Here is a 25822-nt window from a genome sequence, read left to right as displayed (position 1 = left end):
CAACGTTGCAAGCCCCCATAGACAAGGCTTTAGCAGTGACTGGTTGATTTTTGAGCAGTTGTCGGTGTGAGGCTTTTCCGCACTTATGCCTTTGAGCGAAGTCAGGCAGCGCACTTTCTCATATAGCGAATATAAATAAGTTCAGGTTCCTTTGGGTATATCTGGCTGTTTGACATTATTTTGTTTGCCGACTTTAATCTTCTTCGCGATGAAATGAACAAGGTTGTTCAACAGGTTTCTCGTGCCTCTGTGCAGGAGTCATGCAATGGAATGTTTTCACGCTGAGCCATTAATAACGTTGTCCATAAAACGTTTTCTGCTTGATTGCCGCTAATTCAATAGCGCGATGTCGCGTATCTGGCATTTGATATTAACTGCCGATGTGCGAAGTGTCGGGAAAGAAAGGCGAGCCGGTTCAGGTTGTTCGTGCGTGCTCGGCTATATGGCGATCTGTTAAACCCAACTACAAGGAGTTATGGAAATGTCTAAAGCAGCCAAGTCAGATGTAAAGTCCGTTGCAGCCGCAGCGGTTGCACCGTCCAAAGGGGCGTACGTCGAACTGCTGAATGAAATGCGCACGCATGCCAAACAGCGTTCCGCGGGTACGGCCCGTGGTGTGCTGATGGCGTCGCCGCATTTGCAGCAGATTCATTTGCGCAGCCTGTACGTCAGCAGCAGCTCCAATGATCCTGCAGTGAAGTACCTTGAGCCCAAAGCGCGTGAAACCGGGGAAGGGCAGGCGGATCAGTCGCAGACTGAACTGACCAAGGCCACGGAGGCCTTTGAGAATTCAGGATCGACCGATACCTCGGATTACAAGAAAAAGCTTGAGGAACTGCGCAAACGGGATCAGGAATCGGCCAATAAACGTATCGACAAAATGTACGATGAGGCCATCGCGCAGATAGATAAATTTCCACAGAGCGGCGATGCGGTGGTCGGCTTCATGGAAACCTTTGGTGGATTGTTCAATGCGGTTCTGGACAAGATCACCGACTTCTTTGTTGAAGTAGGCAAGAATATTCTTAACTGGCTGAAAAATGTCTGGGAAAAAATCACCAGTACTTTCAATTCGGTGGTCAGCTGGATTACCGGCTGGTTCTCCTGAATGAATAGGCCGATCGGTCCGCCGCCGTTCATTAATCCTATTGAAGGTGAGTGGTGTCGCGCATTCAATCTCGAAGAAAACCGGGCGCTTGAAGATAATAGAGCGAAACTGGATGGTCTTCGGCAGCGCGATAAGAAACGGACTGAAGAGCGGATCGTTAGTTTATACGACGAGTTATTAAAAACAATCGATCCGGATTATAAAAGGCCGCCCGGCACTACCGATATAAACCGCATTTATTCGGTGGCGCAGAGCATTATAGGCTCTTGGAACTGGTAACCAGACGAACCCTGGAGTGTTGAAACCGATGCCCGGTTGCGCAGGGTATCGGTTTTTTTTCAGCGTGATGCCGCACTGATTGTCGAATTACTGCACGTTGTCCCCAGAAGCGGTGGATGGAGGTGTGGATAACTTGTTCGCCAAACCTCGCAAGCCCCGCTGCACATAGTCCAAACAGTAATTGGTCAGATTTCATACAGTTCTAAGTGGTTGCCTTGACTTCGATTCCTGCGCTGTCTTCACTGCAATGGCACAAGGACAGCCGTCACTTATCCACATCTGGTTCTGGGAGAACGCATGATGGATAGCCGCCGACATCGCCCAACCCCCTCGCCACGCAAGCGCACGTTACGTCGTGCGGCCAATCAACACGCTCGTCTGTAGCGCGTAAGTCTTGCCCCAACCGCTGTGCTGTCGCCGGGTTTGCCCCGGAGGCCAGGTGCTCGTTCGCCCATTGATTGCAGGCAACCGCAGAGTTGCCCCATCAGCCTGAGAAAGGATCAGTCTCATGACACGCATCGCAACGCCCATCAGCGAGATCAAGGAACATTACGACATCATCGTCATTGGCTCCGGTTATGGCGGCGGCATTGCTGCCTCGCGCCTGTCCCGGGCCGGCAAACGTGTGTGTTTGCTGGAGCGCGGCCGAGAGATTCAGCCCGGCGAATACCCCAACACCATGATTGCCGCGACTGAAGAGTTGCAGGTGCACGATCCCGACGGCCATATCGGTTCGCGGACCGGGTTGTTCGATCTGCACGTCAACGCCCAGCAGAATGTCGTGGTCGGTTGTGGCCTCGGCGGTACGTCGCTGATCAATGCCAACGTCGCCCTGGAACCTGAGCCAGGCGTGTTTGACGACCCACGCTGGCCGCAAGCCGTGCGTGAGCATCGCGACACGTTGCTCAAGGACGGTTACGCCCGCGCTCGGGAGATGCTCAAACCCAATCCCTACCCGAACACTGCACCCAACCTGCCCAAGCTCGATGCCAACAAGAAGTCCGCGGATTACCTCAAGCAAGGCGCGCATTTCTACAAACCGCCGATCAACGTGAACTTCGACAAACTGCCGAACAACCTCAACCATGTCGGCGTCGAGCAACTGCCGTGCAATCAGTGCGGCGACTGCGTGTCGGGCTGTAACAACAAGGCCAAGAACACCACGTTGATGAACTATCTGCCGGACGCCTGGAACCACGGCGCGGAGATTTTCTGTCAGGCCGAAGTGCGGCATCTGGAGCGCGACGGCGACGGCTGGATCGTGCACTTCCAGACCCTGGACAGTGGTCGCGAACTGTTCTCGGCGCCGACCTTGTTTGTCAAAGCCGACATCGTCGTGGTCTCCGCCGGCACCCTCGGCTCCACCGAAATTCTCCTGCGTTCACGGGACAAAGGCCTGGTGATGTCCGGTCAGCTCGGCGAGAACATGAGCGGCAACGGCGACATTCTCGGCTTCGGTCACAACTGCGAGCAGACCATCAACGGTATCGGTTTCGGCGCGCACCCGGCCAAGGAGCTGCACCCGGTCGGGCCATGCATCACTTCGGTGATCGACATGCGCACCGAAGGTGATTGGCGTAGCCGCATGGTTATTGAAGAAGGCTCGATCCCTGGCGCGCTCGGCCGGCCGATGGTGCCGAGCATGGCCGGATTCGCCGAAATGATCGGCGTAGCCAGCGACGACAGTTTCAGCGGCAAAGTGAAATACAAGGAACGCGAAGCGGAAAGCTTTCTGCGCGGCCCGTATTACGGCGCGCTGCACAACATGCAGACCTACCTGATCATGAGCCACGACAGCGGCCAAGGGCGCATGGTGCTGGATGGCAAGGATCAGTTGCGCATCGACTGGCCGGGTGTCGGCGAGCAGGAGAATTTCAAGCTCGGCAATGATCGCCTGCACCAGAGCACCAAGGCGCTCGGCGGCGTGTGGGTTGAGAATCCGATCTGGACCAAGCTGCTCAAGCACAGCATCGTCTCCGTGCATCCGTTAGGCGGTTGCGTGATGGGTGAAGACGCCGCGCAAGGCGTGGTCAATCACAAGGGCCAGGTGTTCAGTGGCGCTGCCGGCACCGATGTCTACGCCAATCTTTACGTGACCGACGGCGCGGTGATTCCGACGTCGCTGGCGGTCAATCCGCTGCTGACAATCTCTGCCGTGAGCGAGCGCAACATGGGCCTGCTCGCCGCCGACCGGGGCTGGGAGATCGACTACACGCTACCGTCGGCGCCACGCAAACCGGTGGCACCGCCGACCCTCGGCGTGCAGTTCACCGAAACCATGAAGGGCTATTTCTCCCGCGCTTTCACTGCGGCGCAAAGCACTGATCTGAAGGTCTACGAAGCGGCGGCCAAGCGCGGCGAGGCGGACAACTCGCCGATCGATTTCACCCTGACCATTACCGCCAACGACCTCAACCGCATGATCAAAGAGCCGGAGCACGCCGCAACCATCGTCGGCACGGTGAACGCCCCGGCGCTGTCGCCACAACCGCTGACCGCCAGCAACGGCGTGTTCAACCTGTTCGAACAATTCGAGCAGCAGGTTGATACGCGCCACATGAAATACGACATGAAACTGACCGCCGAGGACGGCAACGACTACTTTTTCAGCGCCTTCAAAACCGTGCCGGAAGACGACGGCGTGCTGAACATCTGGCACGACACCAGCACTTTGTACGTGACGCTGTATCGCGGGCCGGACAAGTCTGGCGAGGTCATCGGCTCGGGGGTAATGCACATTCATCCGACCGATTTCGCCAAGCAGATGACCACCATGAAAGTGCTCAATGCGCGTAACGAACGTGAGCGCATCGAAGGGCTGGCGCGCTTCGGCAAGTTTTTCGCCGGAATCCTCTGGGAAAGTTACGGCGGGGTGTTTGCCGGCGATATCTACTTCAACCCCGACGCGCCGCCACGGCTGAAACGGCCGCTGGATGCGCCAACCCCGGCGGTGCATTTCTTTCCCACCGAGGACGGCGTAGAACTGCGCCTGACTCGTTATCAGGCCGGCAGTAAAGGTCCGGTGATGCTCGTGCACGGCTTGGGCGTCGGTTCGAATATCTTCTCCACCGACACCATCCAGACCAATCTGCTCGAATACCTGTGCAAGCACGATTACGACGTCTGGCTGCTGGATTTTCGCGTGAGCATTCTGCTGCCGGCGAGCAAGAAGGAGTGGAACGGCGACCAGATCGCTCAGTACGACTTCAAGGCCGCCATCGCGCAGATTCAGCAGGAAACTCAGGCGAAAGACGTGCAGTGCGTGGTGCATTGCTACGGCGCGACGACGTTCTTCATGTCGCTGCTCGCCGGTTTGCAGGGCGTGCGTTCGGTGGTCTGCTCGCAGATTGCAGCGGATACGGTGGTTGCCACCGCCACCGGATTGAAGGCCGGGCTGCACCTGCCGGGGATGCTCGATGCCATCGGCATCAAATCGATGACCGCATACGCCGACAGCAAGGAAAACTGGTTCAACAAACTGTACGACAAAGCCCTCAACGGCTACGCGCGGATCGAAGCGCAAGGCTATTGCACCAACCCGGTGTGCCACCGCATCACCTTCATGTACGCCTCGTTGTATCGCCACGACACCCTCAACGAAACCCTGCACGACAATCTGCATGAGTTGTTCGGCGAGTCGAACATCGAGACTTTCGAGCATCTGGCGCTGATCGTGCGCAAAGGGCATCTGGTGGATTTCAAAGGCAACGATGTGTACATGCCGCACTTTGATCGGCTGAGCATGCCGATCTGCTTTATCAGCGGCGCCGACAACCAGTGCTATCTGCCGGAAAGCACTCTGAAGACCTACCAGCGAGTCTGCGAAGCCCACGGGCCGGAGCGCTACAGCCGGCATGTAGTGCCAGGCTACGGCCACATCGACTGCATGTTCGGCAAGAACGCGGTGGTCGATGTCTACCCGATCATCCTTGAGCACCTGGAGAAAACCGCCCTGGGCTGACAGGCGTTACTGAACTTCGTGCTGAGGAGATCCCCTGTGGTGAGGGGATTTATCCCCGTTGGGTCGCGAAGCGGCCCCAAAACCAGCCAATGCGGTGCATCTGGAAAAACCGTAAGTGGTGTTTTGCGACTGCTGCGCAGCCGAACGGGGATAAATCCCCTCGCCACGGGAGGAATTGCAGGTTGGTGATTAGAAGGAAATGGATGATATGGACACCTACATCCGCTGGTTTCAACGCTTCATCTGGATAGGCATTGCGATGAACATGGTGTTCGCCATCCCCGCGCTGTTCGCGCCGGGATTGCTGACATCGGTCGTCGGGCTGCCGCCGCAACTCTCCGACCCATGGCTGGAAAACGCCGGGATGCTGCTGGTCGGTATCAGCGTGTTTTACATGCCGTCGGGCTTCAACGCGCCGCGTTATGTGGTGCATTCCTGGCTGTGCGTGCTGACGCGGTTGATCGCCGTGATCTTCTGGATTTACCTGATCAACACCAGCATTCAGGGTTCGGTGTTCGTACCGATGCTGATGGGTGATCTGAGCTTCTTTCTGATCCTCGGTATTTTGCTGTACCTCGGCACCACGCCCGAGATCCGGCCATGGGCGCTGCTCTGTAATGGCTGGCGCGAATGGCGCGCGGCGTGGCAGCGGCAATGGCAGAGTCACGCCTTCAAGGTCGGCACGCTGGTGGTGGTCGCGGTGCTCGGTTTCATCGGTTACGAAACCTGGTATCAGATGCTTCGTGTCGTTCCTGAGCAGGAATACGCCTCCGACGAAGACCACTACAAGTACGCCGCCATTGGCCTCGGTATCGAAGCGCGTATCCCGTATTACCTGTTCGCCGTGTTGCCGCAGATGTGCCCGGAGAAAATGCCCAAGCCCGGGGGTTGGGAAGTCTTCGGCTTTCTCTTCGAGAACGGCAAGGACCTGCCGATCGGTATGGCCAAACGGCAGATTGGCTACCCGACCGTCGAGCCCAACTGTGCGCTGTGCCACACCGGCTCCTACCGGGCGAACGCCAGTGATGTTGCCGTCAACGTGCCCAGTGCACCGGCCAACACCCTGCAACTGCAAGCCTTCCAATGGTTCGCCTACGATTGCGCCAGCGATCCGAAATTCACCACCGATGCGGTGATGACGGCGATCAACGCCAAGTTCCAGTTGGGTTTCTTCGAAAAGATCTACAACCGCTACCTGATCATGCCGATGGCGAAAAGCGCTTTGCTCAAGCAGAAACAGGCCTACGCCTGGCAGAAGCTGCGGCCGCAACAAGGGCCGGGACGCACCGACACCTTCAACCCGACAAAAATGGTCGTGTTCGGCTTCCCGGATGACTCGACCATTGGCACCGTCGACCTGCCACAAGTGTGGAACCAGAAACCGCGGGAATCGATGTACCTGCACTGGGACGGCAATAACAACAAGATCCACGAACGCAACTACGCCGCCGCGATGGCGGTGGGCGCGACACCTGAATCGGTGCTGCCTCCAAGCTTCAACCGTGTGACCAACTGGCTGCTCGGGCACAAGGCGCCGGCGTGGCCGTGGGCGCTGGATCAGGCGAAAGTCGCGCAGGGCAAACCGATCTGGGAAACGAACTGCGCCGGTTGTCATGACTTCGGTCGGGCGGATACCGGACAGGTCACTACCAACATCGACCAGCTCGGCACCGATCCGCATCGGCTGGACTCGTTCACCACAGGGCTGGTGGCGGCATTCCACAGCTTCAAGAAACCGCCGTTCGACTTCGGCGCCTATCGCAAGACCCAGAGCTACAGCAACACGCCGACCGACGGCATCTGGCTGCGCGCGCCGTACTTGCACAACGGTTCGGTGCCAACCCTGTGGGACTTGCTGCAACCGCCGGAAAAACGCCCGCAGGTGTTCATCACCGGCTCCGACATCTACGACCCGGTCAACGTCGGATTCGTCACCAGCGGCGCGCAGGCCAAGGCCTCGGCGGACTTCAAGTACGACACGCGGCTGGAGGGTAATCACAACAGTGGTCACCTGTATGGCACGACGCTGTCGGACGACGACAAACGCGCGTTGATCGAATTCATGAAAACCCTGTGAACCCCTACGGAGAGAGGATTACGCCATGTCACTGGTCAGTCATTGGGAACACGAGTACGACAAGGTAAAAGTGCGCATTCACGGCTTGTTCACGCGCATGGAAATGGCCTGGATGAAGCTCATCAGCGAGCTGGAACCGCAGGAGTTTCAGGCGATCATCAAGCTGTTGCAGCGCGGTCATGACCAGGCGCAGTACGTTCTGAAAAATGGCGAGTTGCCGGGCGACGAACCGGCAGTGCCGTGGGAGTTGTCCCACGGCTTGTCGATCTTGCGCATCGGCAACGCCATGCCGTTACCGCAATCATCCGATCAACTGCAAACCCGCGTACTCAAGGACGGCAGCCTGCTCGGTTGTCGCAAGTGGGAACTGCTCGATCTGCTGTGGAGCGAGGCCTTGCTCAAGTGGATCGAAAACCTGCGTCATCACGCGACCTTCGGCACCGACCCCGCCGTGGTGCAGATGGATCGCGACGTGACCCTGGCAATTGCCGGCGACTGGGGCACCGGACCGTTCGACAGCCATGCGCCGGCGGTGTCGGTGGCCAATCAGATGCAACTGGCCCAGGCCGATTTCACCATTCATTTGGGCGATGTGTATTACGCCGGTAGCCACTCGCAGGAAGACGTCGACATGGTCGGCTGGCCGATGGGCAGCCACGGTTCATTCACGCTCAATTCCAACCATGAGATGTACAGCGGCGCCCACGGCTATTTCAAGGAACTGGCCAAGCGTTTTCCGGGGCAGCAGGGCACCAGTTACTTTGCGTTGATCAACGATGACTGGCTGGTGGTCGGACTGGATTCGGCGTACGCCTCGGATGCGATGAACCTGTACATGGACGGTACGTTGAACGAACCGCAGATCGTGTGGATGAAGGGCCTGCCGAAGCGCAAGAAAATCATGGTGCTCAGCCATCATCAGGGCTTCGATATTTCCGGGCACAACAAGACTGCACTGTATCAACCGGTGTGCGATGCGCTGGGGCGTGAGCCGGATTACTGGTATTGGGGGCATTTGCACAACGGCATTGTCTACGCAACGCAGGGCGGTTTGCATGCGCGCTGTGCGGGGCACGGGGCGATTCCGTATGGCAATGCCAGCGAGCTCGATGGGCATTCGCGGGTGTTGTGGTCGGAGACGCAGAGTGCGAAGGACCCGGCGTATCCGGATCGGGTGTTGAACGGGTACGCGAAAATCCGCTTGGTGGGGGAGGATATTTTTGAAGAGTTTATTGGTGAGGATGGCAGTGTGAGGTGGTCATCCAAATGAGGCGGTGACCGGCCCGGCCTCTTCGCGAGCAGGCTCGCTCCCACAGGTGGAACGCATTCCAATTGTGGGAGCGAGCCTGCTCGCGAAGCTTTTGCTTTTAGCCCTGGACGGGGACGCCTTTGAGGTACGGCGCAGGTTCGGCGCCGAGGTTGTTCAACAAGCGCTCGCTGTACCAGTCGACAAAGTTGACCACACCAAACTCATAGGTCTTCGAGTAAGGCCCAGGCTGATAGGCCGTGGAGTTGATCCCGCGCTGGTTTTCTTCGGCCAGACGCCGGTCCTGATCGTTGGTCGCGTCCCACACCTGGCGCATGCGATCGACGTCGTAATCCACACCTTCCACCGCATCCTTGTGCACGATCCACTTGGTGGTGACCATGGTTTCCTGCGCGCTGATCGGCCACACGGTGAAGACGATGATGTGATCGCCCATGCAGTGGTTCCACGAGTGCGGCAGGTGCAGGATGCGCATCGAACCGAGGTCCGGGTTCTTGATCCGGCCCATCAGTTTCGCGCAGCCCTGTTTGCCGTCGAGGGTCATCGACACGGTGCCCTTGAGCAGCGGCATGCGCACGATGCGGTTACGCAGGCCGAAACTGGCGTGGGCGTAAGGAATCTTCTCGGCTTCCCAGGCAGCGGCGGACGCGGCGACGTGATCCTTGAAAGCCTGATCGGCGCGCGGGTCGGTGACGTCGTCCCATTCCAGCAAGGTTTTCAGCAGTTCCGGGTGCGACGCGTTGCAGTGGTAGCACTCGCGGTTGTTTTCCAGCACCAGTTTCCAATTGGCCTTCTCCATCAAGGTGGTGGTGATCGCCACCTTGGTGTTCTCCATGTCGTACGGTTCCATGTAGTGGTTCAGCGTCGACAGGAAGTCATCGATGGCCGGCGGATTCTCGGCCAGGCTGATGAAGATGTAGCCGCCGGCCGTTTTCACGTTCACCGGTTTCAGGCCGTACTGCTTCATGTCGAAGTCGGCACCCATTTCGGTGCCGGCGAACAGCAGGCGACCGTCCAGCTCGTAGGTCCACTGGTGGTAGTGGCAGACCAGTTTGGCCACTTTGCCTTTTTCACTGGTGCACAGGCGCGAGCCACGGTGGCGGCAGACGTTGTGGAACGCATGCACCACGCCCTCGGCGCCACGGATGACGATGATCGGGTTCTTGCCGATTTGCAGGGTCAGGTAGTTGCCCTTGGCCGGGATCTCGCAGGTCATGCCGGCGATCAACCACTCTTTCTGAAAGATCTCCTGCATGTCGATATCGAACAGCCGCTCGTCGCTGTAGAACGGCTGTGGCAGCGAAAACGTACGCTCGCGCTCCTGGAGCATTTGTGCGGTGGCCTTGCGTGCGGGTTCCAGCGGATCGCCCAGGCTGATTTTTGCGGTGACGTCCATCGATGTGATCCTCATGGCCATCTGCGTGGCCGGCGAAAGTGGCTAATCAGGTGTGCTGCAAACGGTTGCTACGCAAGGTGTAAAGAATCTGTCTTGGTGTTGGGCCGAGTGTGGGGCCGGCGCAGGCGGGAACCTTATCCATGGGCGACATGGTGCAATCTGTTCCCGACGCGCAACCCCCGGTGGTTGGGGGCTGGTCGCGATAAGTATGTCAATGTCGCGGATAGGTAAACGGGCGGTCTGCGCTATACGCAGAATCGCCGACATGAGGCCGACAGTCGGCCGTGGAGAACAGCATGTCCAACAGCTTCCTGAATCCGGTCACCACCCAGACCTGGGCCAATGGCCGACACATCGTCCGTTGCGTCAAAGTCATCCAGGAAACCTGGGACGTGCGCACCTTCTGCTTCATGGCCGACCAGCCGATCCTGTTCTTCTTCAAGCCCGGGCAGTTCGTGACCCTGGAGCTGGAAATCGAAGGCCAGCCGATCATGCGTTCGTACACGATCTCCAGTTCGCCGTCGGTGCCGTACAGCTTTTCGGTAACGATCAAGCGCGTGCCGGGCGGTAGGGTTTCCAATTGGCTGCACGACACCCTGCATGAAGGCCAGGAGCTGGCGGTGCACGGACCGGTCGGGCTGTTCAACGCCATCGACTTTCCGAGCCCGAAAGTGCTGTACCTCAGCGGCGGTGTCGGGATCACGCCGTGCATGTCGATGGCGCGCTGGTTCTACGACACCAACGCCAACGTCGACATGACGTTTATCCACAGCGCGCGCTCGCCGAAAGACATCATTTACCACCGCGAACTGGAGCACATGGCGTCGCGGATCGATAACTTCAGCCTGCACCTGATCTGCGAGAAGCACGGCTTGGGTGAGCCGTGGGCCGGGTATCGCGGCTATCTGAATCACAAAATGCTCGAACTGATGGTGCCCGACTTCCTTGAGCGTGAAGTGTTCTGCTGCGGCCCGACGCCGTACATGAACGCGGTCAAGCGCCTGCTGGAAGTGGCCGGTTACGACATGTCGCGTTACCACGAGGAATCCTTCGGCGCCACGCCGCCAGAAGCGCGGGCCGATGCAGTAGAGCAGGCCGAACAGGCAGCGGATGCACCGGAAGTACCGGCGGCGGATCTGCATCAGGTGGAATTCACGTCGTCCGGCAAGAGCATTCGTGTGGCGCCGGGCGAGACCGTGCACGCAGCGGCGGCCAAGCTTGGCCTGATGATTCCGAAAGCCTGCGGCATGGGGATTTGCGGGACGTGCAAGGTGCTGAAGCTGGGCGGCGAGGTGGAGATGGAGCACAACGGCGGGATTACCGAGGACGACGAGGCCGAGGGGTTTATTCTTTCGTGCTGCAGCGTGCCTAAAGGGGATGTGCGCATCGATTTCTGAGTGGGGCGAATTTTTGCGTTCGGCTTTCCCCTCACCCCAGCCCTCTCCCGAGGGAGAGGGGGCCGACCGAGGTGTCTGGCGCTCTACGTCGACCTGGAAGACCTTATCGATTATGGATTCGGCAAAGCAGTTTCAGGTCGGCGTATTCATTAAGCATCCCCAAATCAGTCCCCTCTCCCTCTGGGAGAGGGTTAGGGTGAGGGGCTTTTCAGTCAACGAACAAATCCGGCATTAGTGCCGCGTCGCTTTCTCGATCAAAGCGATATTGACCGAACTCCGTCACACCGCTCTCCCGCAAAATTTCCTCATCAATCAACAACCGCCCGGTAATCTGCCGCCCGCTGCTATCCAGAATCACATGCGCCGCATCCGCCATGATTGCCGGCGTACGCGCGTGCTTGAACGAATCCCGATTACCCAACTGAAACTCGATCGCCGCCGTGGCAATCATCGTCTTTGGCCACAGCGAATTGACGCTGATGCCGTAGTTGGCGAACTCCTCACTCATCCCCAGCGTCAGCATGCTCATGCCGTATTTGGTCACGGTGTAAGGGCTGTACTGAGCGAACCATTTACTCGCCAGATTCAACGGCGGCGACAGGTTGAGAATGTGCCCGGCGGATTTCTTCAGATAGGGCAGGGCGGCCTGACTGCACAGCAGCACCGCGCGGGTATTGATCTGGTGCATCAGGTCGAAACGCTTGAGTTCGATGTGTTGCACACCGGTGAGCTTGATCGCCCCGGCGTTGTTGATCAGCGCGTCGATGGCGCCGAAATGTTCGTTGGCCTGAGCCAGAGCCTGGCGCACGGCGTCTTCATCGCGCACATCCACCTGCAACGCCAAAGCTTTGCCGCCCGCCGCTTCGACTTCGGCGGCGACGCTGTGGATGGTGCCGGGCAGTTTGGCGTGCGGTTCGGCACTCTTTGCGGCAATGACGATATTGGCCCCGTCCCTGGCGGCCCGCAGCGCAATCTCACGGCCAATGCCACGGCTGGCGCCGGTGATGAACAGGGTTTTGCCTTTTAGCGACATGCCAATGCTCCTGCTTATTGTTATGTGAGCGGAAGGCTCGACAGACAATGTAGACCAAGAGGCAAACGCGGTAGGTGGGGTGTAACGTTGTGGCGAGGGGATTTATCCCCGATGGCCTGCGCAGCAGGCCCAAAGTCTGAATCCAGTTTCTGTCAGACAGAAACTCAATGGCAGGTTCTGGGGCTGCTGCGCTGCCCAACGGGGATAAATCCCCTCGCCACAGGGACCATCTGATAACAGGGATCACCTGATTTGGGGATCACCTCATTGAAGGGGATCCCCAAATCAGGGAGTACATTGGCTGTGAGAGTCAGGCAGACATGACTTCGCGGATGTCGCGGGCCAGTTCGCGGACGCGTTCTTCTTCGGTGTCCCACGAGCACATGAAGCGTGCGCCGCCCTTACCGATGAAGGTGTAGAAGCGCCAGTTCTTTGCGGTTAGCGCAGCAATCGCCGGTTCCGACAGTTGCAGGAACACGCCGTTGGCCTGCACCGGGAACATCAGTTCAACACCCGGAATGTCGCTGACCAGTTCGGCGAGCAACTGCGCGCAGTGGTTGGCGTGGCGGGCGTATTTCAGCCAAGCGTCGGTTTCGAGGATGCCGACCCACGGTGCCGACAGGAAGCGCATTTTCGACGCCAGTTGCCCGGCCTGTTTGCAGCGGTAATCGAAGTCTTCGGCCAGTTTGTGGTTGAAGAACAGAATCGCTTCACCCACGGCCATACCGTTTTTCGTGCCGCCGAAGCACAGCACATCAACGCCGGCCTTCCAGGTCAGGTCGGCTGGCGAGCAGCCGAGGAAGGCGCAGGCGTTGGAGAAGCGTGCGCCGTCCATGTGCAAGTGCAGCCCCAGTTCCTTGCAAGTGGCGCTGATGGCGCGGACTTCTTCCGGGGTGTAGACGCTGCCGACTTCGGTGGCTTGGGTGAGGGTCACCACGCGCGGTTTCGGGTAGTGAATGTCCTGACGCTTGAGGGCGACTTCACGGATCGATTCCGGGGTGATCTTGCCGTTTTCTGTGCGGGCGATCAGCAGTTTCGAGCCGTTGGAGAAGAATTCGGGAGCGCCGCATTCGTCGGTTTCGACGTGGGCGGTTTCCGAGCAGATCACGCTGTGGTAACTCTGGCACAGCGATGACAGGGCCAGCGAGTTGGCGGCGGTACCGTTGAAGGCGAAGAACACTTCGCAGTCGGTTTCAAACAATTTGCGGAAATGATCGGACGCGCGCGCGGTCCATTCATCGTCGCCATAAGCGCGTTGGTGGCCGTGGTTGGCCTGTTCCATGGCAGCCCAGGCTTCAGGGCAGATACCGGAATAGTTGTCGCTGGCGAATTGTTGGCTCTTGTCGGTCATGGCCGGCTTCCGTGATCGAAACGCTTGTGGCGCCTCGTTGGTCAATGTTGGTGCGCACTTTACCGAAGATCTTCCGGGGAGCACACGGGATGTCGCTGTCAGAACATTACATGGACGCCAGCCGATTATGCACCTGAGAAAACGCGACGGCGCGCTGGATCTGCTCAAGTGGCTGGCGCTGCTGAGCATGCTGCTCGATCACCTGCGATATGTCGGGTTCTCCGCCGATTGGCTGTATGTGCCGGGGCGGTTGGCGTTTCCGTGGTTTTGTCTGGCGATGGCGGCGAATCTTTCCCGGGCCGGGGCGCGGAAAACCGAATGGCGTTATCTGGGCTGGCTGTTGGTGTTCAGCGCCGTGAGTGAAATTCCTTACCGCTTGTACATCCCTGATCCCGATACCTTGAATGTGATGCCGACGTTGGCGCTCGGGTTGCTGGTGACGCGGGGGTGGCAGGATCAATCAATGATGTCGCGATTGCTGGGGGCCGCCGCGCTGGTGCTGGCGGCTGTGTTCCCGGAACGACTGATGTTCGGATTCTTCGGCGTTCTGCTGCCGCTGGCGATGTTGTTGGTGTTTCGCCGTCCGTGGTATTTCAGCCTGCTTCCAGGGTTGATATGTCTTGCAGCGAATCAATGGCAAGTGCTGTACGACTCGGCCAGATTCGGTAACAGCGTCGCCATCCTCGGGATTGCCGCTTGTCTGTTTGCGCCAATGCTCGGAATGTTCCTGTTGCGACATGCGCGACATCTCCAGCCGCCGCCGATGAGGCGCTGGGCGTACGCCCTCTACCCCGCGCATTTCCTCCTGTTGCTCGCAATCCGCCAATCGATCGCATAACCCCTGTAGGAGTGAGCCTGCTCGCGATCGCGGTGTATCAGCCAACATTTGCCCAGCTGACTCACCGCCATCGCGAGCAGGCTCACTCCTACAGGGGATCTGTGCAGATTCAACCGGGCATTTCCGGCCATGTCGTAAACGCACCTTTGCGTGGCGTCCGTAGGCATTTGAGCTGTCTGCGCCGGTCATACCATCGCATCAAAGGGCACGCAGGTGCCTGACCGAGACGAATGGCGCACAGATGCCGCTGGGAGAGACGCGATGTTCAGCAAGCAAGACCAGATCCAGGGTTACGACGATGCACTGCTGGCGGCGATGAATGCCGAGGAGCAACGTCAGGAAGATCACATCGAGCTGATCGCGTCGGAGAACTACACCAGCAAACGCGTGATGGAAGCGCAAGGCAGCGGCCTGACCAACAAATACGCCGAAGGCTATCCGGGCAAGCGCTACTACGGTGGCTGCGAGCACGTCGATAAAGTCGAAGCGCTGGCCATCGAACGCGCCAAGCAACTGTTCGGCGCCGATTACGCCAACGTCCAGCCGCACTCCGGCTCCTCGGCCAACAGTGCTGTTTACCTGGCGCTGATCCAGCCGGGTGACACCATTCTCGGCATGAGCCTGGCCCACGGCGGTCACCTGACCCACGGCGCCAAAGTGTCGTCCTCGGGCAAGCTCTACAACGCCGTGCAGTACGGCATCAACACCGACACCGGGCTGATCGATTACGACGAAGTCGAGCGTCTCGCCGTCGAATCCAAGCCGAAAATGATCGTCGCCGGTTTCTCCGCTTACTCGAAGACTTTGGACTTCCCGCGTTTCCGTCAGATCGCTGACAAAGTCGGCGCGCTGCTGTTCGTCGACATGGCCCACGTCGCCGGTCTGGTTGCCGCGGGCCTCTACCCGAACCCGCTGCCGTACGCCGACGTGGTCACCACCACCACGCACAAAACCCTGCGCGGCCCGCGTGGCGGCTTGATCCTGGCCAAGTCCAACGAAGAGATCGAGAAGAAGCTCAACGCGGCGGTATTCCCCGGTGCCCAGGGCGGCCCGCTGATGCATGTCATCGCCGGTAAAGCCGTGTGCTTCAAGGAAGCGTTGGAGCCAGGCTTCAAGGCTTATCAGCAACAAGTGATCGACAACGCTCAGGCGATGGCCAGCGTGTTTATCAAACGTGGCTACGATGTAGTGTCCGGCGGCACTGACAACCACCTGTTCCTGGTCAGCCTGATCCGTCAGGGCCTGACCGGCAAAGATGCCGACGCTGCCCTCGGCCGTGCGCACATCACCGTCAACAAGAACGCCGTGCCGAACGACCCGCAGTCGCCATTCGTGACCTCGGGCCTGCGCATCGGCACCCCGGCGGTCACCACCCGCGGTTTCAAAGTGAGCCAATGTGTGGAGCTGGCCGGCTGGATCTGCGACATCCTCGACAACCTCGGCGACGCCGATGTCGAGGCCAATGTCGCCCAGCAGGTTTCGGCCCTGTGCGCAGACTTCCCGGTTTATCGCTGAGCGGTTTTGGAGTAACGACTATGCAACGCTATTCAGGCTTCGGCCTCTTCAAACACTCCCTCAGCCACCATGAAAACTGGCAGCGCATGTGGCGCACGCCGACGCCAAAGAAAGTCTACGACGTGGTCATCGTCGGCGGCGGCGGGCACGGTCTGGCGACGGCTTACTATCTGGCGAAAGAACACGGCATCACCAACGTCGCCGTGGTCGAGAAGGGCTGGCTGGGCGGCGGTAACACCGCGCGCAACACCACCATCGTGCGCTCCAACTACCTGTGGGACGAGTCGGCGCACCTCTACGAACACGCGATGAAATTGTGGGAAGGCCTGTCGCAGGATCTGAACTACAACGTGATGTTCTCCCAGCGTGGCGTCTACAACTTGTGCCACACCCTGCAGGACATCCGTGATTCCGAGCGTCGGGTCAGTGCCAACCGCCTCAACGGCGTCGATGGCGAACTGCTTAACGCCAAGCAAGTCGCTGACGAAATTCCGTACCTCGACTGCTCGAAAAACACCCGTTATCCAGTGATGGGCGCAACCGTTCAGCGTCGCGGCGGCGTCGCCCGTCACGATGCCGTGGCCTGGGGCTTTGCCCGTGCCGCCGACGCCTTGGGCGTGGACTTGATTCAGCAGACCGAAGTGATCGGTTTCCGCAAGGAAAACGGCGTGTGCATCGGCGTTGAAACCAACAAGGGTTTCATCGGCGCCAAGCGCGTCGGTGTGGTCACTGCCGGTAACTCCGGGCACATGGCCAAACTCGCCGGTTTCCGCCTGCCGATCGAATCGCACCCGCTGCAAGCGCTGGTGTCCGAGCCGATCAAACCGATTATCGACAGCGTGATCATGTCCAACGCCGTCCACGGTTACATCAGCCAGTCCGACAAGGGCGACCTGGTGATCGGCGCCGGTATCGACGGCTACAACGGCTACGGCCAGCGTGGTTCGTACCCGGTGATCGAACACACCATTCAGGCCATCGTCGAAATGTTCCCGGTGTTGTCCCGCGTGCGCATGAACCGTCAGTGGGGCGGCATCGTCGACACCACGCCGGACGCCTGCCCGATCATTTCGAAAACCCCGGTACCGAACATGTTCTTCAACTGCGGTTGGGGCACCGGCGGCTTCAAGGCCACACCTGGCTCGGGCAACGTGTTTGCCGCGAGTCTGGCCAAGGGTGAAATGCACCCGTTGGCCGCACCTTTTTCCATCGACCGTTTCCACAACGGCGCACTCATCGACGAACACGGCGCTGCTGCCGTCGCCCACTAACAGGAGAAATCCCCATGTTGCATATCTTCTGTCCTCACTGCGGCGAACTGCGCTCCGAAGAGGAATTTCACGCATCCGGTCAGGCGCACATCCCGCGTCCACTGGATCCCGGCGCCTGCACTGATGAAGAGTGGGGCGACTACATGTTCTTCCGCGATAACCCGCGCGGTCTGCACCACGAACTGTGGGATCACGTCGCCGGTTGCCGCCAGTACTTCAACGTCACCCGCGACACCGTGACCTACGAGATTCTCGAAACCTACAAGATCGGCACCAAGCCGCAATTCACCGACAAGGCTGATTCGGCGAAAACAGCCACGACGGCGCTGGGAGAGAAGGTATGAGCCAGACCAATCGCCTGTCCAACGGTGGACGGATCGACCGCAACAAAGTGCTGAGCTTCACCTTCAACGGTCAGACCTATAAAGGCTTCGAGGGCGACTCGCTGGCCGCCGCGCTGATCGCCAACGGCGTCGATATCATTGGCCGCAGCTTCAAGTATTCGCGCCCTCGCGGCATCTTCGCTGCCGGTGCCGAAGAGCCGAACGCGGTGCTGCAGATCGGCGCCACCGAAGCCACGCAAATCCCCAACGTGCGCGCCACGCAACAGGCGCTGTATCAAGGTTTGGTCGCGACCAGCACCAATGGCTGGCCGAGCGTCAACAACGACATGATGGGGATTCTCGGCAAGGTCGGCGGCAAGCTGATGCCACCGGGTTTCTACTACAAAACCTTCATGTACCCGCAATCGTTCTGGATGACGTACGAGAAGTACATTCGCAAGGCTGCCGGTCTTGGTCGTTCGCCGACCGAGAACGATCCGGACACCTACGACTACATGAACCAGCACTGCGACGTGCTGATCGTCGGCGCCGGTCCTGCGGGGCTTGCTGCTGCACTGGCCGCTGCGCGCAGCGGTGCTCGCGTCATCCTCGCCGATGAGCAGGAAGAGTTCGGCGGCAGCCTGCTCGACTCGCGCGAAAGCCTCGACGGCAAACCGGCGATGGACTGGGTCGCCAGTGTGATCACTGAACTGAAGAACACCCCGGACGTGCTGCTGTTGCCACGTGCCACTGTCAACGGTTACCACGACCATAACTTCCTGACCATTCACGAGCGCCTCACCGATCACCTCGGTGACCGTGCGCCTATCGGTCAGGTGCGTCAGCGCATCCACCGGGTTCGTGCCAAGCGTGTGGTGCTGGCGACCGGCGCTTGCGAGCGTCCGCTGGTTTACGGCAACAACGATGTGCCGGGCAACATGCTTGCTGGTGCGGTGTCGACTTACGTGCGCCGTTACGGTGTGGCTCCAGGTAAGAAACTGGTGCTGTCGACCAACAACGATCACGCCTACCGCGTTGCATTGGATTGGCTCGACGCCAGTCTGCAAGTGGTGGCTATCGCCGACGCCCGCAGCAATCCGCGTGGTGCGCTGGTCGAAGAAGCGCGCGCCAAAGGCATCCGCATCCTCACCGGCAGTGCTGTGATCGAGGCCCGAGGCAGCAAGCGTGTCAGCGCTGCTCGCGTTGCCGCGATTGATGTGAAAGCACACGCCGTGACCAGCCCGGGCGAATGGCTCGACTGCGACGTGGTCGCGACTTCCGGCGGTTACAGCCCGGTGGTTCACTTGGCTTCGCACTTGGGCGGCAAGCCGACCTGGCGTGAAGACATCCTCGGTTTCATCCCGGGCGAAGCCCCGCAGAAACGCGTGTGCGTCGGTGGCATCAACGGCGTTTACGGTCTCGGCGATTCGCTGGCTGATGGTTTTGAAGGTGGCGTGCGCGCTGCCAGCGAAGCTGGTTTCGCTGCGGTCGAAGGCACTCTGCCAAAAGCCTTGAGCCGTCACGAAGAACCGACGCTGGCGCTGTTCCAGGTGCCGCATGAAAAGAACACCGCACGAGCGCCGAAGCAATTCGTCGACCTGCAGAACGACGTCACCGCTGCTGCGATTGAACTGGCAACCCGCGAAGGTTTCGAGTCGGTCGAGCACGTCAAACGCTACACCGCGCTGGGCTTCGGCACCGATCAGGGCAAGCTCGGTAACGTCAACGGTCTGGCCATCGCCGCCCGTTCGCTGAATGTGACCATCCCGCAGATGGGCACCACGATGTTCCGTCCGAACTACACGCCGGTGACTTTCGGCGCCGTGGCCGGCCGTCATTGCGGGCACATCTTCGAACCGGTTCGTCACACCGCGCTGCACGCCTGGCATGTGAAGAGTAGTGCCGAGTTTGAAGACGTCGGTCAGTGGAAACGTCCATGGTACTTCCCGAAAAACGGTGAAGACCTGCACGCCGCCGTTAAGCGTGAATGCAAAGCCGTGCGCGACAGCGTCGGCCTGCTCGACGCCTCGACCCTCGGCAAGATCGACATCCAGGGCCCGGATGCCCGCGAGTTCCTCAACCGCGTGTACACCAACGCCTGGACCAAGCTCGATGTGGGCAAGGCCCGTTACGGCCTGATGTGCAAAGAAGACGGCATGGTCTTCGACGACGGTGTCACGGCGTGTCTGGCCGACAACCATTTCGTCATGACCACCACCACGGGCGGCGCGGCTCGCGTGCTGCAATGGCTGGAGCTGTACCACCAGACCGAATGGCCGGACATGAAGGTGTACTTCACGTCCGTCACGGATCACTGGGCGACCATGACCCTGTCCGGGCCGAACAGCCGCAAGCTGCTCAGCGCCGTGACCGATATCGATCTGAGCAACGAAGCGTTCCCGTTCATGACCTGGAAAGAAGGTCTGGTCGGCGGCGTGCCGGCGCGGGTGTTCCGCATCTCGTTCACCGGTGAGCTGTCGTACGAAGTCAACGTGCAGGCCGACTATGCGATGGGCGTACTGGAGAAAATCGTCGAGGCCGGCAAGCAGTACAACCTGACGCCTTACGGCACCGAAACCATGCACGTACTGCGCGCCGAGAAGGGTTTCATCATTGTCGGTCAGGACACTGACGGCTCGATGACCCCGGACGACTTGAACATGGGCTGGTGTGTCGGTCGCACCAAACCGTTCTCGTGGATCGGCCAGCGCGGGATGAACCGTGAAGACTGTGTGAAGGATCAGCGTAAGCAACTGGTGGGCCTGAAGCCGATCGATCCGAACGTGTGGCTGCCGGAAGGTGCGCAGTTGGTGTTCAACACCAAGCAGGCGATCCCGATGACCATGGTTGGCCACGTGACTTCCAGCTACGCGCACAACTCTCTCGGTTATTCGTTTGCCATGGGCGTGGTCAAGGGCGGTCTAAAGCGCCTCGGCGAGCGGGTGTTCGCACCGCTGGCCGATGGCAGCGTGATCGAGGCGGAGATTGTTTCTTCGGTGTTCTTCGATCCGAAGGGTGATCGCCAGAACATTTGATGGTTCGGCGCCTGGGGAGGGCAGTTGCACCGCGGTGACTTCATCGCGAGCAGGCTCACTCCTACAGGTGATCGCGTACCCCTTGTAGGAGTGAGCCTGCTCGCGATAGCGGTAGATCTACCTGCACAGGGCTCAAGTCAGAATTCAGGAAGGGTGCTTTATGACCACAGCCAATGTTTACCAACAACGCCCGACCACCGGGGCCAAGGCCGAGTCGTCGCTGCACCATGCCGACCTCGCCAGCCTGGTCGGCAAGGGCCGCAAGAACGCCGGCGTGATCGTGCGTGAAAAGAAACTCCTCGGCCATCTGACCATTCGTGGCGATGGCCACGATGCCGCGTTTGCTGCGGGTGTGCACAAGGCCCTGGGCATCGAATTGCCCGGCGCCCTGAGCGTCATCGTCAAAGGCGAAACGAGCCTGCAATGGATGGGCCCGGACGAGTGGCTGCTGATCGTGCCGAGCGGTGAAGAGTTCGCCGCTGAACAGAAACTGCGTGAAGCACTGGGCGATCTGCACATTGCGATCGTCAACGTCAGCGGCGGTCAGCAGGTGCTCGAACTGAGCGGGCCGAACGTGCGCCAAGTGCTGATGAAATCGACCAGCTACGACGTGCACCCGAATAATTTCCCGGTCGGTAAGGCCGTGGGCACGGTGTTCGCCAAGTCGCAGCTGATGATTCGGCATACCGCTGAAGACACCTGGGAATTGCTGATCCGTCGCAGCTTCTCGGATTACTGGTGGTTGTGGTTGCAGGATGCATCGGCCGAGTACGGGTTGAGCGTTCAGGCCTGAAGATCAAAAGCCACCCCCTTTCCCCCTCTTCCCCAGGGGGGAGAGGGAGCCGATCTCGGGTGTTTTTGTGATCTATATTCACCCGCGATATTTCAGGTCGGCGTAGCTCGAAACAACACCTCGGTCAGTCCCCTCTCCCTCTGGGAGAGGGCTAGGGTGAGGGAAAAACCTGACACCCCGCACAAAGAACAGGAGTCACCGCACCATGAGCCGCGCCCCAGACACATGGATTCTGACCGCCGACTGCCCCAGCGTTCTCGGCACCGTGGACGCGGTGACGCGTTTTCTGTTCGAGCAGGGTTGCTACGTCACCGAGCACCATTCCTTCGATGATCGCCTTTCCGGCCGCTTCTTCATACGCGTGGAATTCCGCCAGCCCGACGGTTTCGATGAGCAGTCCTTCCGCGCAGGCCTCGCCGAACGCGGCCAGGCCTTCGGCATGCTCTTTGAGCTGACCGCACCGAATTACCGGCCGAAAGTGGTGATCATGGTCTCCAAGGCCGATCACTGCCTCAACGATTTGCTCTACCGCCAACGCATCGGCCAGTTGTCGATGGACGTGGCGGCGGTGGTTTCCAACCACCCTGATCTCAAGCCGCTGGCCGACTGGCACCAGATTCCTTACCACCACTTCCCCCTCGACCCCAATGACAAACCGTCGCAGGAGCGTCAGGTCTGGCAGGTGATCGAAGAGTCCGGCGCCGAACTGGTGATCCTTGCCCGCTACATGCAGGTGCTGTCGCCGGAGCTGTGCCGCAAGCTCGATGGCAAGGCGATCAACATTCATCACTCGCTGCTGCCGGGTTTCAAAGGCGCCAAGCCGTATCACCAGGCTTATAACAAAGGCGTGAAACTGGTCGGCGCGACGGCGCATTACATCAATAACGACCTGGATGAAGGGCCGATCATTGCCCAGGGCGTCGAGGCGGTGGATCACAGTCATTACCCCGAGGATTTGATTGCCAAGGGGCGCGATATCGAAGGCCTGACGTTGGCCCGGGCGGTTGGATATCACATTGAGCGGAGGGTGTTTTTAAACGCCAATCGCACCGTCGTTCTTTAGGCCGCCATCGCTGGCAAGCCAGCTCCCACAGGGGGTTGTGTCGTTCACAAAATTTGAACCCAACCTGAATCCTGTGGGAGCTGGCTTGCCAGCGATGAGGCCATAACAAGCAACACATAAACAGCATCTGTACCCGAGCACTTAACGCGCTGCCTGCCTGGGCAACGCGGTTCCATAAAAACAACAGCGAGGTGAAAGCATGTCTGGCAATCGTGGTGTGGTGTATCTCGGCGCTGGCAAGGTCGAAGTACAGAAAATCGACTATCCGAAAATGCAGGACCCGCGCGGTCGCAAGATCGAGCACGGGGTCATTCTCAAAGTGGTTTCCACCAACATTTGTGGCTCCGACCAACACATGGTGCGCGGCCGCACCACGGCGCAGACCGGTCTGGTGCTGGGTCACGAGATCACCGGCGAGGTGATCGAAAAAGGCTCCGACGTCGAGAATCTGAAAATCGGCGACCTGGTCTCCGTACCGTTCAACGTGGCTTGCGGGCGCTGCCGTTCCTGCAAAGAGCAACACACCGGCGTCTGCCTGACCGTCAACCCGGCCCGTGCCGGTGGCGCTTACGGTTACGTCGACATGGGCGACTGGACCGGCGGCCAGGCGGAATACGTGCTGGTGCCGTACGCCGACTTCAACCTGCTGAAACTGCCGGACCGCGACAAGGCCATGGAGAAAATCCGCGACCTGACTTGCCTCTCGGACATTCTGCCGACCGGGTATCACGGCGCCGTGACGGCGGGCGTGGGTCCGGGCAGCACTGTTTACATTGCCGGCGCTGGCCCGGTCGGACTGGCCGCTGCGGCTTCTGCGCGTTTGCTCGGCGCTGCGGTGGTGATCATCGGCGACGTCAACACCATCCGCCTGGCACACGCCAAGGCGCAGGGTTTTGAAATCGTCGATCTCTCGAAAGATGCACCTTTGCACGAACAAATCGCTGCGCTGCTGGGCGAGCCGGAAGTGGATTGTGCGGTGGACTGTGTCGGTTTCGAAGCCCGCGGCCATGGTCACGACGGAGCGAAATCCGAAGCCCCGGCCACAGTGCTCAACTCGCTGATGGGCGTGGTGCGTGTTGCCGGCAAGATCGGTATTCCAGGCTTGTACGTCACCGAAGATCCGGGTGCCGTCGACGCCGCCGCGAAAATGGGCAGCCTGAGCATTCGTTTTGGTCTGGGCTGGGCCAAGTCGCACAGCTTCCACACAGGGCAAACCCCGGTGATGAAGTACAACCGCCAACTGATGCAGGCGATCATGTGGGATCGCATCAACATCGCTGAAGTGGTCGGCGTGCAGGTGATCAGCCTCGATCAGGCGCCGGAAGGGTATGGCGAATTCGACGCGGGCGTGCCGAAGAAGTTTGTGATTGATCCGCATAAGTTGTTCAGTGCGGCGTAAGGTTCAAGCGCAATACAAAACGGCGACCCCAGGGTCGCCGTTTTTTGTTGCAAGGCAAGGTCAAAAGCGACCCTCACCCCAGCCCTCCCGAAACGTCGGACCGCCCGGAGGGAGAGGGGGCCGACCGAGAGATGCTCACAATTTACGCCGACCTGAAAATACCGCTGTGAATCCATAATCGACTCGGTGTAGCAGGTCGATGAATGGTGCCAGACACCTCGGTCAGTCCCCTCTCCCTCCGGGCGGTCCGACGTTTCGGGAGGGCTAGGGTGAGGGGTTTTGCTTCAAAGGGCTGCCAAAGCACCCTGATAGAGAACCGGCCCCGTCGGTTGCCCAGTCGGCGAACCACCCTTCGGCTCCAGACTCACCGCCAGCGCAATCGGCTTGCCGATCAGCGCTTTCTGCGCCTCACTCAACTCAACCTTGCCTTTGCCCCCCGCCGGGATCACACCGAGCGAGATAGGTTTGCCATCCGCCGGAATCGCCCACAGTTCAAGGCTTCGATCAGGCTCGACCGCCGCCAATGTCAGCGGCTCGACCTGCAGATAATCCGCATGCGCCTCGACTTTCAGCGCCGGTTGCGCATCGGCGGTCAGCAACGTGGCGTGGTAGCGGGCGTCGTCACGGTTGTACAGCGAACCAAGGAACACCAGCACTACGATTGAGCAGGCTGCCGCCGTCACTCGCAGCCAGTTCCAGAACGGCCGTTTCTCGGGCACATGCAGCACTTGCGGTTCGATGCGCGCGGTGATGCCTTGCCACACGCGGTCAGGCACCGGCTGTTCCGGCAGGGATTCGGTGAGGCTCGCGAGCGTTTCCTGCCACTGCGCCACTTCCGCTCGCAATGCTGCGTCATCCAGCAACAATTGCTCAAACCGTCGACGCGCAGGCGCAGACATCAAACCAATGGCGTAATCGGCGGCGAGGGCGCGGCGCAGGGCAGGGGTCTGGTAGTTCATGATTCAAGGCACCGGCGCAGACGTTCCATGCCACGGCGGATCCACGATTTGACTGTGCCCAGTGGCGTGGCCAGGTGTTCGGCGAGTTCCGAGCAGGACAAACCCTGAAAGTACGCCACGCTGATCGATTGGCGCTGCATGCCTTCCAGCGTCTCGAGGCAGCGGTTCAATGCGTGGGCCTCGCGGGCGCTGCTGAGCTGGTCGTGTGCCGAGGGGCTTTCGTCCGGCAGGGCGTCTTGTTCCAGATCGCTGAGCGGCCGGTCGCGGTGTTTGCGCAACTGATCAATGGCCTGATGGCGGGTGATGTTGATCATCCAGGTCAGCGGCGCCGAGAGATGCGCTTCGTAGCGCGAAGCGTTGTTCCAGATGCGCACGAAGCTTTCCTGCAGCACTTCTTCGGCGAGATCGCTGCGCCCCATAAACCGCAGGGCGACACCGTGCAGGCGTGGGCCGACGCTGCGGTACAGCGTTTCGAAGGCGCGCCGGTCACCCAGTGAACACTGGGCCAACAGCTGTCGCAACTGATCGGTGTCGGCGATGGAAATGACGTCTCTCCAGGCAAAGGTCGGGCGACGAGGGCGATTCTCGGGCTGATCACAGGCTAGTTCAGCGACAGCGGTTGTGCCATTCATTGCGGGATTTCCAGGGTTTCACGATTCATATACGTGGCTATGCTGAAAATGGATGCGCAGGTTTGGAACATGCCGGCGGATACCCGGTCAAACCGGCAGTTTCGCCGCCCGTTCAACGGGTGGTT

19 protein-coding genes are annotated in these 25822 nt (G+C 59.7%); 14 read left to right on the top strand and 5 right to left on the bottom strand.

From position 1 onward, the window contains the following. The first annotated feature begins 481 nt into the window (after positions 1-481). From JFT81_RS21365 to JFT81_RS21345, 5 genes are all read left to right on the top strand, one after another. Positions 482-1108: a hypothetical protein gene (locus JFT81_RS21365; RefSeq protein ID WP_201228894.1), complete on the top strand. Its 627-nt coding sequence runs from the start codon at positions 482-484 to the stop codon at positions 1106-1108. Beyond that, positions 1109-1387, top strand: a complete 279-nt coding sequence (locus tag JFT81_RS21360; protein WP_201228893.1) for a hypothetical protein — start codon at positions 1109-1111, stop codon at positions 1385-1387. A gap of 508 nt (positions 1388-1895) precedes the next feature. Beyond that, a complete protein-coding gene (locus tag JFT81_RS21355) occupies positions 1896-5348 on the top strand; it encodes a GMC oxidoreductase (protein WP_201228892.1) in 3453 nt (1150 codons plus the stop codon). A 208-nt stretch (positions 5349-5556) separates the two neighbouring features. After that, on the top strand, positions 5557-7425 hold the full coding sequence (locus JFT81_RS21350) for a hypothetical protein (RefSeq protein ID WP_201228891.1): 1869 nt from the start codon (positions 5557-5559) through the stop codon (positions 7423-7425). 25 nt (positions 7426-7450) lie between these two features. Further along, a complete protein-coding gene (locus tag JFT81_RS21345; RefSeq protein WP_201228889.1) occupies positions 7451-8695 on the top strand; it encodes a metallophosphoesterase in 1245 nt (414 codons plus the stop codon). 97 nt (positions 8696-8792) lie between these two features. Here the strand turns inward: JFT81_RS21345 and gbcA are convergent, their stop codons facing one another. Next, on the bottom strand, positions 8793-10088 hold the full coding sequence (gbcA, locus tag JFT81_RS21340) for a glycine-betaine demethylase subunit GbcA (protein ID WP_053124549.1): 1296 nt from the start codon (positions 10086-10088) through the stop codon (positions 8793-8795). A gap of 296 nt (positions 10089-10384) precedes the next feature. Here gbcA and gbcB point away from each other — a divergent pair, with 296 nt between their 5' ends. Further along, a complete protein-coding gene (gene gbcB, locus JFT81_RS21335) occupies positions 10385-11485 on the top strand; it encodes a glycine-betaine demethylase subunit GbcB (RefSeq protein WP_201228887.1) in 1101 nt (366 codons plus the stop codon). A 208-nt stretch (positions 11486-11693) separates the two neighbouring features. Here the strand turns inward: gbcB and JFT81_RS21330 are convergent, their stop codons facing one another. Further along, a complete protein-coding gene (locus JFT81_RS21330; protein WP_201228885.1) occupies positions 11694-12518 on the bottom strand; it encodes an NAD(P)-dependent oxidoreductase in 825 nt (274 codons plus the stop codon). Between the two features lie 310 nt (positions 12519-12828). Continuing rightward, the gene (locus JFT81_RS21325) at positions 12829-13869 is read right to left on the bottom strand and encodes a low specificity L-threonine aldolase (RefSeq protein WP_201228883.1); all 1041 of its coding nucleotides are present in this window, start codon (positions 13867-13869) and stop codon (positions 12829-12831) included. Between the two features lie 127 nt (positions 13870-13996). On the opposite strand from JFT81_RS21325, the gene JFT81_RS21320 reads away from it, so the two are divergent. From JFT81_RS21320 to fdhA, 8 genes are all read left to right on the top strand, one after another. Further along, positions 13997-14707, top strand: a complete 711-nt coding sequence (locus JFT81_RS21320; RefSeq protein ID WP_201228881.1) for a TraX family protein — start codon at positions 13997-13999, stop codon at positions 14705-14707. A gap of 261 nt (positions 14708-14968) precedes the next feature. Further along, the gene (gene glyA, locus JFT81_RS21315; protein WP_201228879.1) at positions 14969-16222 is read left to right on the top strand and encodes a serine hydroxymethyltransferase; all 1254 of its coding nucleotides are present in this window, start codon (positions 14969-14971) and stop codon (positions 16220-16222) included. A 20-nt stretch (positions 16223-16242) separates the two neighbouring features. After that, positions 16243-17493, top strand: a complete 1251-nt coding sequence (locus tag JFT81_RS21310; protein WP_003206307.1) for a sarcosine oxidase subunit beta — start codon at positions 16243-16245, stop codon at positions 17491-17493. A 14-nt stretch (positions 17494-17507) separates the two neighbouring features. Next, positions 17508-17837 carry a sarcosine oxidase subunit delta gene (locus JFT81_RS21305; protein WP_007913119.1) on the top strand — a complete coding sequence of 110 codons (330 nt, stop codon included), beginning with the start codon at positions 17508-17510 and terminating at the stop codon, positions 17835-17837. After that, positions 17834-20851: a sarcosine oxidase subunit alpha gene (locus tag JFT81_RS21300; protein WP_201228877.1), complete on the top strand. Its 3018-nt coding sequence runs from the start codon at positions 17834-17836 to the stop codon at positions 20849-20851. Before JFT81_RS21305 ends, JFT81_RS21300 begins: the two co-directional genes overlap by 4 nt. 160 nt (positions 20852-21011) lie before the next feature. After that, positions 21012-21644 carry a sarcosine oxidase subunit gamma family protein gene (gene soxG, locus JFT81_RS21295; protein WP_008086919.1) on the top strand — a complete coding sequence of 211 codons (633 nt, stop codon included), beginning with the start codon at positions 21012-21014 and terminating at the stop codon, positions 21642-21644. 205 nt (positions 21645-21849) lie between these two features. Continuing rightward, positions 21850-22707, top strand: a complete 858-nt coding sequence (gene purU, locus JFT81_RS21290) for a formyltetrahydrofolate deformylase (protein WP_201228875.1) — start codon at positions 21850-21852, stop codon at positions 22705-22707. Between the two features lie 199 nt (positions 22708-22906). Next, positions 22907-24106 carry a formaldehyde dehydrogenase, glutathione-independent gene (gene fdhA, locus JFT81_RS21285; RefSeq protein ID WP_008086916.1) on the top strand — a complete coding sequence of 400 codons (1200 nt, stop codon included), beginning with the start codon at positions 22907-22909 and terminating at the stop codon, positions 24104-24106. A 284-nt stretch (positions 24107-24390) separates the two neighbouring features. On the opposite strand, the gene JFT81_RS21280 is transcribed toward fdhA, so the two are convergent. Both JFT81_RS21280 and JFT81_RS21275 read right to left on the bottom strand, forming a co-directional pair. Further along, positions 24391-25065: an anti-sigma factor gene (locus JFT81_RS21280; RefSeq protein WP_201228873.1), complete on the bottom strand. Its 675-nt coding sequence runs from the start codon at positions 25063-25065 to the stop codon at positions 24391-24393. Next, entirely contained in the window at positions 25062-25697 is a 636-nt protein-coding gene (locus tag JFT81_RS21275) for a sigma-70 family RNA polymerase sigma factor (protein WP_201228871.1), read from the bottom strand. Before JFT81_RS21275 ends, JFT81_RS21280 begins: the two co-directional genes overlap by 4 nt. Positions 25698-25822: the final 125 nt, after the last annotated feature.

The organism is Pseudomonas sp. TH43 (assembly GCF_016650635.1).
Taxonomy (GTDB): Bacteria; Pseudomonadota; Gammaproteobacteria; order Pseudomonadales; family Pseudomonadaceae; genus Aquipseudomonas.
This window is presented reverse-complemented; position numbering and strand designations above follow the sequence as displayed.

Coding starts and splice junctions, on each gene's coding strand:
- JFT81_RS21365 (WP_201228894.1), top strand. CDS start 482: ATGTCTAAAGCAGCCAAGTCAGATGTAAAGTCCGTTGCAGCCGCAGCG.
- JFT81_RS21360 (WP_201228893.1), top strand. CDS start 1,109: ATGAATAGGCCGATCGGTCCGCCGCCGTTCATTAATCCTATTGAAGGT.
- JFT81_RS21355 (WP_201228892.1), top strand. CDS start 1,896: ATGACACGCATCGCAACGCCCATCAGCGAGATCAAGGAACATTACGAC.
- JFT81_RS21350 (WP_201228891.1), top strand. CDS start 5,557: ATGGACACCTACATCCGCTGGTTTCAACGCTTCATCTGGATAGGCATT.
- JFT81_RS21345 (WP_201228889.1), top strand. CDS start 7,451: ATGTCACTGGTCAGTCATTGGGAACACGAGTACGACAAGGTAAAAGTG.
- gbcA (WP_053124549.1), bottom strand. CDS start 10,088: ATGGACGTCACCGCAAAAATCAGCCTGGGCGATCCGCTGGAACCCGCA.
- gbcB (WP_201228887.1), top strand. CDS start 10,385: ATGTCCAACAGCTTCCTGAATCCGGTCACCACCCAGACCTGGGCCAAT.
- JFT81_RS21330 (WP_201228885.1), bottom strand. CDS start 12,518: ATGTCGCTAAAAGGCAAAACCCTGTTCATCACCGGCGCCAGCCGTGGC.
- JFT81_RS21325 (WP_201228883.1), bottom strand. CDS start 13,869: ATGACCGACAAGAGCCAACAATTCGCCAGCGACAACTATTCCGGTATC.
- JFT81_RS21320 (WP_201228881.1), top strand. CDS start 13,997: ATGCACCTGAGAAAACGCGACGGCGCGCTGGATCTGCTCAAGTGGCTG.
- glyA (WP_201228879.1), top strand. CDS start 14,969: ATGTTCAGCAAGCAAGACCAGATCCAGGGTTACGACGATGCACTGCTG.
- JFT81_RS21310 (WP_003206307.1), top strand. CDS start 16,243: ATGCAACGCTATTCAGGCTTCGGCCTCTTCAAACACTCCCTCAGCCAC.
- JFT81_RS21305 (WP_007913119.1), top strand. CDS start 17,508: ATGTTGCATATCTTCTGTCCTCACTGCGGCGAACTGCGCTCCGAAGAG.
- JFT81_RS21300 (WP_201228877.1), top strand. CDS start 17,834: ATGAGCCAGACCAATCGCCTGTCCAACGGTGGACGGATCGACCGCAAC.
- soxG (WP_008086919.1), top strand. CDS start 21,012: ATGACCACAGCCAATGTTTACCAACAACGCCCGACCACCGGGGCCAAG.
- purU (WP_201228875.1), top strand. CDS start 21,850: ATGAGCCGCGCCCCAGACACATGGATTCTGACCGCCGACTGCCCCAGC.
- fdhA (WP_008086916.1), top strand. CDS start 22,907: ATGTCTGGCAATCGTGGTGTGGTGTATCTCGGCGCTGGCAAGGTCGAA.
- JFT81_RS21280 (WP_201228873.1), bottom strand. CDS start 25,065: ATGAACTACCAGACCCCTGCCCTGCGCCGCGCCCTCGCCGCCGATTAC.
- JFT81_RS21275 (WP_201228871.1), bottom strand. CDS start 25,697: ATGAATGGCACAACCGCTGTCGCTGAACTAGCCTGTGATCAGCCCGAG.